Genomic DNA, 7,231 nt, shown 5'->3' with positions numbered 1-7,231 from the left:
AGACGGTATATGCTAAGTATACTATATAGAAGGCGTATAGTACGCCGAGCATACTATATAAGAGCGTCGAGGAGCTGTCAAGAACGCTCAATTGAGAAGATCGATTGTTTCTCTAGCAGGTTCGCTGCCTTTTCTAGTTTCCTGCAATCAATCTCTACGGGAGTCGCATCATGACACACCAACCAGCCGAGTCCGCTGCTCCCCTCCGCCCGACGCCGGTCGTCACTAGTTTCCTTCTGCGCTTCGATCGGCCTGGGGGGCCGCTGCTGCTGATTGTCCAGCGTAGCCAGCGAGTTGGGAGCTATCAAGGGCGTTGGGCCGGCATCAGCGGCTTTATTGAGCCGGGGGTTAGCCCTGAGCAGCAAGCCTACACGGAGATCCGTGAAGAGACCGGGCTTGGACCGGAGCAGGTGCGCCTCCTCAAGCGGGGGGCGGTAGTTGAGTATCGTGATCAAGAGCTGGGTCGGCACTGGCTTATCCACCCGTTTCTCTTCGAAGTCTTGGCCCCCGAAGCCATTCAGACTGACTGGGAGGCGATAACCATGCGTTGGATTCCTCCAGCAGAGCTGGAGCATTACGAGACGGTCCCTCTGCTCAAAGAAGCCTATGAAGCGGCGCAGCGGGGTGAGAGCGAGACCTGAAGATGAACAGAGCTGAAGGCCTACGGGCCAGCGCGAAAGGGCTGCCCTAGACAGCAGCTCTCGCGATGCTCGCTTACTCTCCCGCTGCCCGCCGTCGCGTCAGATCCTGTGCCGGCGGATTGGGATCTTGGGACCGCGGTGGGGTGCTCGAGGGTTGCAATGCCGGCTCAGGTGGGCTGGAGCAATGCAAGGCGAGCTGCGGGGATCTGTGGCAGGAGATCTGAGGCCAGCAGGCCAGCGTCGCCGCAGCGCTGGCTGACCAACTTCGAGGCGGCCACGTGTAAGTAGACTGCCAGGCTGGCGGCATCAAAAGGGGCGAGGCCTTGGGCCAGATAGCCGGCGATCATGCCGGCCAGCACATCACCTGTGCCTGCGCTGGCGAGAGCCGGATTGCTTTCCCAATTGATACGCAACCGCCCCCCAGGCTCGCTGATCAGCGTGCAAGCGCCTTTAAGGACAAGGATGAGGTTCCAGTCGCGTGCACAATGGCGCGCCACCTGTAGGCGATCAATGCCGCCTCCCGAAACCTTTGTGCCTCCGAGCAAGCGGCTCATCTCTCCGGGGTGGGGCGTGATGACTGTCCCTGGCGGAAGCTGTTGCCACCACTGCTCAACTCCAGCCAGGTTGTTGAGACCATCGGCGTCGATCACCAGGGCCGGGCGCTCACCTTCGGGTAGGGCGCGCAGACCATCAAGCAGGGCCAGAACAGCAGTGCGCATAGCCGGCGTACGACCAAGGCCCGGGCCAATCAGCAGCGCGCGGTAACCGCTCAGGTGCTCTAGGAGCGTCCGCGCTTGCTCCTGGGCAAGTTGCTCGCTCGGCTCTCCAGAAGGCAAGAGAACATAGGTGGCCTCATGCAGCGAAGAGGCATAGATAGGCAGCAGATCAGGCGTGACAGCCAGGGTGACCAGGCCTGCTCCGCTGCGCAGCACTGCACTGCCAGCCAGATAGGCTGAGCCGGGGTATGGTGGAGAGCCGCAGAAGAGCATCACCCGTCCAAAGGTCCCTTTATTGCTTTCCAGGGGACGCGGCGGCAGCAGACGGCGCGCCAGGGCGGCATCTAACATCTCATCGCTGAGATCGTGCTCAAGGGCCTCGGGCAGGCCAATGCTCCCAACCAACAGCTCGCCGAGATAGGCGCGAGCGGGGAAGAAAAAGAAGCCCTGTTTAGGACAGGCTAGCGTAATGGTAAGGTCGGCGCGAATGCTGCCGGAGTCAACTTCTCCGGTATCGGCGTTGACGCCCGTTGGCAGGTCGATAGCCACTACGAGCAGCTCACCAGGACGGCGGGCCCGCTCCTGCTCGACGCGAGCCAGCAGAGCGCGCATATCGTCGGGCAGAGGTCGCGAGCGCCCGGTACCCAAGAGCGCGTCGATGACATAGCTGGCGCGCTGTAGCACAGCGTTTAGCTCCTCATCGATCCGCTCTGCAGGAACCTCATGGCCCTCGCAGATGAGCTGACGCTCCTTCCAGCGGTAAAGATTGATGCGTGCTCCCTCTGCTGCCAGATGGCGAGCCATGACCTGACCATCACCGCCATTGTTGCCGGGGCCAATCAGAAAGAGCAGCTCGCACTCATTCAGCGGGCGCCGCTGCCGCTCACGGATATACTGGACAAGCAGCTTGGCAGCGCTGCGACCGGCGTTCTCCATCAGGATCGCGGTATTCAGCCCGTATTCTTTATCAGCCCGCATCTCCAGTTCGCGCATGCGGGCGACATCAACAATATGCATGGTTCTCCTCTCCCTGCTTTCTGTTCTTTATTCTACATGGCAGCGCTCTCTCTGTCACGTTGCTGGCGGAAGCAACGCAGTCTGAACAGCCAAGGGGCTGTCTTCCACTCTGCCAGCCTCTGCAGCGAGCGGGCTAGCATGTGCCTTGAGAATCCTAACCAGAGCTCAATGTGCAAGACAAAAGTCGCATAACCTGCTATACTCCACCCTATGAAACTGGCACTCAAGATCAAGCCCCAGCGCAGCAACCAGTACACCAACATGGTCGAGACCCTGGCCGAGCCAGAGCTGCGCGTCAGCCCACTTGGCCCGGCCATCAGCGAGCTACAGCGCGCTGTCCTGGGGGGGCAGAGCTACCTGCTGGTAAGCATTGAGGAAGGGCAGATCGAGCGCGAGGAGGGCTTACGCCTTCTAGCTCATCTAGGGACCATCAGCGAAGTCTACGAATACTTTGCCGAGGTTGGCGGCGTCGAGGGGCCTTTTCTTCGTCCGCTGGCGCTGCCCTGGCAGCCGTTCATCTCGCCGGAGATTGCCGAGGTACGCCGCTACAAGGGCAAGACCAACGAAATCTTTACGCGTGTGCTTCTGAACGTGGCTATTTTCTCCAGCGCCTATGCGACCAGCCGCGAACGCCTGCGCATCCTTGATCCCCTGGCTGGTGGAGGAACAACCCTCTTTGTGGCATTGGCTGCCGGCTATGACGCCATCGGTATCGAGCAGAAGCGCCAGGATGTCGAAACAACAGCGGTCTTCTTACGCCAGTACCTCAGCAGCGAGGGGATCACCTTCAAGGAAGTCTGCGAGCGTCGCCGCAGCGGCAAACGCTACCAGTTTGAGATCAGACCTGGGGGGAAGAACGGAGAGGCCCGCCTGCTGGCTCTGATTCATGGAGACAGCCGCGAGGCTCCACTTCATCTGCGTGAGCTTCCCGGAGGAACGCGTGTTCATGCCGTTGTCGGCGATCTTCCTTATGGTATTCAGCATGGAGGCGAGATCGAAGAACTTCTGCGAAAGGCCCTCCCGGCCTGGGGTGACCTGCTCCTACCTGGGGGCACACTGGCCCTGGCCTGGAATGCCACGCGCCTCACACGTGCCGCCATGTGCGCTATTGTCGAGCGCTATAGTGGGCTGCAGATACGCAACGATCCACCGTACACACAATTTGCACATACGGTGGATCGTGTCATCAAAAAGCGCGACCTTCTCGTTGCCGTTAAAAGCTGAGTCAAGGCGAGACTGCGCCATCTCTGCGCTCAGTATTGCTCAAGTAAGCAGGTTGGCAATCGCTAGCGCCTCCTGCTCATCGAGATCGCCGCTAATACGGATACCCAGACCATGCTCTTTCCAGGCCAGAGTGGGGTTATCGCTGCTTGCTGAATAGATGGCCGTGGTGCCGCGCAAGGTCAGCGTCGTCCCGCTGGGCAGAGGCTCATTGGCCAGAGCTTTGCCTTCAAGGATCGAGAAACTCTGGTCGCCTTTCAAATAGTGGAGCACAAAGATCTGTCCGCTGCTGGTCGTAAGGATATCAACGCCTTCAAGCTGGTAGGCGCTTTGCGAGGAAGGAATACTCAGCAGATGATAGCCAGCTAGCTGCTCTGCCTGACCAAGGGTCAGCGTACCGCTCGTAGGCGTGGCGCTAGCCTGCAGTAACGGGGCCACTTGTACGTTGGCGGGTGGCGTGAAATTGAAGAGACTGTCGGCCAGGGGGCGATTCAGCTCCAAGGTTGGTAGCTGCAGGGTCACCTCTGCGAAGCCCTGTAAATTAAGCACCAGCTTCAGAGGTAGGTTGCTGCTGCGATCGAGATAGACATCGCCACTATAGTCTGGACCGGAGGTAGCAGACTGCTGAGAGCTGACATGCACAACCGTAGCGCTATGCCCGTCGATCGTGATCGATTGGGAGGTCAGGCTGGCGCGGCTCTGGCTAAAGATAGGATCGATCAGGTTGAGCGTCAACTGATTGGCCGGGCTGGAGCTGCTCCCGAAGAGGGCAGAACCGCCCTGGTTGCTCTGGCTGGCAATACTCCCCGTGTAGACAATATGCCGGGCAGGATTATAGATCCAGAGCTTCTCTCCATTGCTGATAGTCAGCTCGCCAGCGGGAAACTCACTCAGCGTCGAACGCAAGATCTGACTGCGGCTCTTAGCTGGGGCGGCTCTCCAGATCTCGCTTGTCACAGCTCCCTGATAAGTTTCGCCGTCAATCTGGATATTCACCACCGCATGCAGGGTCCGCGCTGTTATCAACTGCTGCTCGCTTTGCTGCAACAAACGCTGAGCATTGGCTCTGCTAGACCCGGCTTGCAGCGGCTGCTGAGACTGACCACTGTTGCATCCGCTGAGCAGAAGCAGCAGCATCAGTAAAAGAGGAACGGGATAGCAGCATCTTCGAAAAGGGATAGACATAGAGGGCCTCTCCGTTGCAAGATAGAACATCTTCACATAGCGATAGACACTTCTAAACATTTAAGTGATAGAGAGAAGCATCGCAGAGATGCCTTCCTATTCTACGCTGTTGACATTCCAGGGGCAAGAAGATGGGAAAGAGAGAACGCAAAGCCGATGGGCAGATAGCAAGTGGAGAGAGTAGGCATCTCAGCGGGCAGCGAACTGAAAAAGGAGGCTCACAGTTGGCTGAGCGCTACGCTCGATGGTGACACGCACCTGCCAGAGGCCGCTCATAGCCAGTTGGAGGCGAGCGCGATAGAGGCCATCGCTACCAAAGCTGGCGGAGACCGGAGGCAGGCCCATATGCATCTCTGGCATTGTCCCCTCTACCTGAACGCGAGCATCCTTGACGAGTCTACCGCTGCTGACCTCAGCGATACGTAAGACAATGGTTGCTGGCTGAGTACTGAGAGGTGGGTCGGGGCTTAACTGGAACGAGACCTGATAAGGGCCGGCGCGCGCCTGCTGCTGTCCCGACGCCGGTGAAACCGAAGGAATATTCGCCACCAGTCCCCCCAACCAGGTCAGGAGCGCAAGAAAGAGCAGGCCGGACAATATAACGAGCAGATTGCGTCTCATGCTTCTACCTTTAAGAAGATGCCCTGGTTGCTGGAATTCTGACATAGATCTTACCATCCTCGACGCGGGTGTCAAGTCGAGGCAGGGGGGCGAGATAGCGCAAGTGCCCGGCGCTTGAATCTGCCGCCCCGCTAGCGGTAAAGACGCCGCCATGACAGGGACAATGGAACTTGCCGTCGCTTTCCTGCCACTCGACCAGGCAGCCCATATGAGTACAAGCTGCAGAAAAGGCGATAATTTCCTGATCCGAAGCTGCCGCCTCGGTCCCCGGTTCCGACCAACTCTCTGAGCCATAGTCGCTGCTCGCGCCGCGCTTCTGGCGGATCACGTAGCCGGCGATCGTCTCTGTGACGAAGCGCACAGGGCGATTACCCAGAGCCGACAGCTCAGCTACGAAGTGCCAGCGAGAAGGAACGTCGGCTCCGATCAGCGCCGGATAAGAGGAAGGAACGTTTGTACGTGTACTTCCAGATGGTGAAGCTGCCGGATGAGCTGTCTCATGAACGCCGCTGCCGACCTCTTGGAGTGCGCGATCAAGGCCAGCGCCGGCCACGAGAGAAGCGGCAGCAACGGCGCTGCTGGCCAACAAACGGCGACGTGAGACACGAGGGCGCCTCTCTTCAGATGGAGAAGGTGAGGCGAGAGAAGAAGCCAGAGCGGACGGAGCCAGCTCCGGCCTAGAAGAGGGCAGCGTCTCGCTCTCTTCAGATAGCTCCTCTGGAGGCTGACCAGCTTCCGCTTGTCTGGCCAGTTCATGCTCCAGGAGCGCACGCAACTCGGCGACAAACTCCGGGCGGGGTTCCGCAGCGCCGGGAGCTGATGCACGCAAGAGCGCTGCCAAACGATAGAGCCGCGCCTGAGCCGGCGTGAGCTTCGCGGACAACGATGGCCTGCGGTCCTCCTGCAACGCTGCCAGATAGCGCTCTAGCTCTAGATAGTCCTCAAAGCGTTCTTGGTCTCCCTCGGGCATAAAACCTCGCCTCCCTTCCGGTCCGTTACCTTCTGCGGGTGCCTCCATACTCGACGTATCAGCCTGTCACGACGCTCTCTAATTCTGCGGCGCGCTTGAGCGCGCGGAATTGAAGAACCTTCACATTGGCCTCGCTCAGCCCCATACGGAGGGCTGTCTCTTTGATCGAGAGATTCAAGAGAAATCGGCAGATTAGTACTTCTCGGTAATGAGCGGGAAGGGCCTGCAGGATACGCTGGACGCGCTCGGCAGGTCGGTCGTCGGGACAGGAGAGCGAGATCTCTTCACTTGGCCCCTGCCAGCCGGCATCAAGCAGCTCCTCTAAAGAATCAAGAGGCAAGCGATAATGGCTGCGCCAATAGTCGGCCAGCGTCGTCCTGGCGACCTGGAAGAGCCAGCGCTGCCAGCTAGCGTTGTCGGCAGCGCGCTCGCGGCTCAGCATACGCACAGCCTTCATAAAGATTTGCGAGGTCAAATCTTCGGCTTCTTCACGATTGCCAACCTTACTATAGATATAGCGATAGATGACATGGAGATTATCCTCATAGAAGCGTTGAAGTGCTTGCACATCCACGGCATCCTGTCCTGTTGCAAGATTTCGCTCCTGTTTGCTCTGGCGTGCAATACTCACATTGGCCCTCCTCGCCCTGCCTGCGCACAGGCCGAGGCCCAGATCAGTACCGCTCTTAGTTACTGCGCATCTTAGAGAGCTATCACCTATTACGCTGGCAGGTTACAGTTAAGAATGGAGGGAGAGCCATTCCCCTGGAACAAGGGAGCAGGTAACTCCCGGAAGAGGATGAGCGCCGGGTTTGCGCCATGATAGCAACTGCAGTATAATAGGCAATGCAACAGGAGCG

7 protein-coding genes are annotated in these 7,231 nt (G+C 58.9%); 2 read left to right on the top strand and 5 right to left on the bottom strand.

What is annotated here, in order from left to right:
* Positions 1-170 precede the first annotated feature (170 nt).
* Entirely contained in the window at positions 171-641 is a 471-nt protein-coding gene (locus tag IRZ24_RS14415) for an NUDIX domain-containing protein (protein ID WP_297165437.1), read from the top strand.
* A 167-nt stretch (positions 642-808) separates the two neighbouring features.
* On the opposite strand, the gene IRZ24_RS14410 is transcribed toward IRZ24_RS14415, so the two are convergent.
* Entirely contained in the window at positions 809-2,374 is a 1,566-nt protein-coding gene (locus IRZ24_RS14410; protein ID WP_297165435.1) for an NAD(P)H-hydrate dehydratase, read from the bottom strand.
* Between the two features lie 210 nt (positions 2,375-2,584).
* On the opposite strand from IRZ24_RS14410, the gene IRZ24_RS14405 reads away from it, so the two are divergent.
* Positions 2,585-3,598 (top strand): hypothetical protein, encoded by a 1,014-nt coding sequence (locus IRZ24_RS14405; protein ID WP_297165433.1) that lies wholly within the window; start codon positions 2,585-2,587, stop codon positions 3,596-3,598.
* 39 nt (positions 3,599-3,637) lie between these two features.
* Here the strand turns inward: IRZ24_RS14405 and IRZ24_RS14400 are convergent, their stop codons facing one another.
* From IRZ24_RS14400 to IRZ24_RS14385, 4 genes are all read right to left on the bottom strand, one after another.
* On the bottom strand, positions 3,638-4,780 hold the full coding sequence (locus IRZ24_RS14400) for a hypothetical protein (protein WP_297165431.1): 1,143 nt from the start codon (positions 4,778-4,780) through the stop codon (positions 3,638-3,640).
* Between the two features lie 189 nt (positions 4,781-4,969).
* A complete protein-coding gene (locus IRZ24_RS14395) occupies positions 4,970-5,401 on the bottom strand; it encodes a FixH family protein (RefSeq protein WP_297165429.1) in 432 nt (143 codons plus the stop codon).
* 10 nt (positions 5,402-5,411) lie between these two features.
* On the bottom strand, positions 5,412-6,371 hold the full coding sequence (locus IRZ24_RS14390) for a ubiquinol-cytochrome c reductase iron-sulfur subunit (protein WP_297165427.1): 960 nt from the start codon (positions 6,369-6,371) through the stop codon (positions 5,412-5,414).
* A 58-nt stretch (positions 6,372-6,429) separates the two neighbouring features.
* Positions 6,430-7,002: a sigma-70 family RNA polymerase sigma factor gene (locus IRZ24_RS14385; protein WP_297165425.1), complete on the bottom strand. Its 573-nt coding sequence runs from the start codon at positions 7,000-7,002 to the stop codon at positions 6,430-6,432.
* Positions 7,003-7,231: the final 229 nt, after the last annotated feature.

Origin of the sequence: Thermogemmatispora sp., assembly GCF_019683755.1 — a bacterium.
Classification (GTDB): Bacteria; Chloroflexota; Ktedonobacteria; order Ktedonobacterales; family Ktedonobacteraceae; genus Thermogemmatispora.
The sequence above is the reverse complement of the archived record's forward strand: the minus strand, read 5'-3'. Positions and strand labels throughout refer to the sequence as shown.